Genomic DNA, 322 nt, shown 5'->3' with positions numbered 1-322 from the left:
GTTTGGCATCGGCTCGGATTCGAACGTGCGCGCCGATCCTGGTGAAGAGCTTCGGCAGCTGGAATATCCGCAGCGGCTGGCACAACAGGCTCGCAACATCATAGCGCGTCCTGGCGTGTCGACAGGCCTCAGCCTCTTCGAAGGAGCGGTCGAAGGCGGAAATGCAGCGCTGATGGGCAGTGCGGGATTGGTCAGTGGTGGTGCCGCTGATTTCGTCTCGTTGAGCTTGGCCGACCATCCATGGCTGACAGAGACAAACGCTCTCGATCATCTCATTTTCGCGGGCAGCCCTCGCCCTGATTGTGTCTGGGTGAACGGCGTA

General features: G+C 60.2%; 1 pseudogene. It reads left to right on the top strand.

Annotated features, from left to right (window positions below):
- Positions 1–322, top strand: a pseudogene (locus tag KVS69_RS19170) (formimidoylglutamate deiminase); the annotation flags it as partial.

It is taken from the genome of Stenotrophomonas sp. GbtcB23, assembly GCF_019091045.1.
GTDB classification, from domain to species: Bacteria; Pseudomonadota; Gammaproteobacteria; order Xanthomonadales; family Xanthomonadaceae; genus Stenotrophomonas; species Stenotrophomonas rhizophila_A.
This window is presented reverse-complemented; position numbering and strand designations above follow the sequence as displayed.